Annotated in this window: 1 protein-coding gene; it reads left to right on the top strand. The window is 44.9% G+C overall.

The genetic code is table 11. The features are described 5' to 3' along the window. On the top strand, positions 1-456 hold a 456-nt coding region (locus L2748_RS24220), incomplete at its 5' end, for a transposase (RefSeq protein WP_248957841.1). Positions 457-713: the final 257 nt, after the last annotated feature.

Below are 713 nucleotides of genomic sequence, written 5' to 3'. Positions count from 1 at the left end.
AAAGGGCTGTCTGCACTAAAGTACCTGTCGCGATACCTTTATCGTGGCGTATTACCCGATAAAAATATCGTCAGCAATATCGATGGCCAAGTGAGCTTCGAGTATCAAAATAGCCAAACCCAAGTCACTGAAATACGTACTTTACCCACTGTCGAATTTCTATGGTTGGTACTGCAACATGTGCTGCCGAAAGGCTTACGGCGAGTGAGAGATTATGGATTACTCAGAGGAAGTGCTGCCAGGCTACGGCAAAGAATACGCTTGATGTTAGCCGTTGCTGGTACCGTGTTTTCGCCGCTCGAAAACACCACTAAAACTCAAGCTGTCCGACCTTGTCCCTGTTGCCAACAACCGATGGCATTTATGGGTTGCTGGCAACGAAGGGATGAGAAAGTGCATCCGCGACCGACAAGCATTTTTAGGCAAAAAACAACGACACCTAACACCACTGTTTAAGCGGAAGGGTAAAAAATAACACTTAAGATGCGGAACAAGAAAAGTATAAGGAGGCGCTAAGGTATTGATAAATTGAGATAAGGAAATTAGCTGACGAAGCTAAGGGATCAATGCGGCTAATAAAAAATGTAACTGCTCAGCACACATCGAAAAAGCGTAAGTTCTTACGCCGATATTTACACTATAAAGGTATCACTCGGGCTTGTTCAACACTTGGGATAAGGACGCGGCTACGCGCGGCCTATCCTTATTTGTTA

Origin of the sequence: Shewanella sairae, assembly GCF_023283535.1 — a bacterium.
Lineage (GTDB): Bacteria > Pseudomonadota > Gammaproteobacteria > Enterobacterales > Shewanellaceae > Shewanella > Shewanella sairae.
Note: the sequence above shows the minus strand (reverse complement) of the source record. Positions and strands in the feature narration are given on the sequence as shown.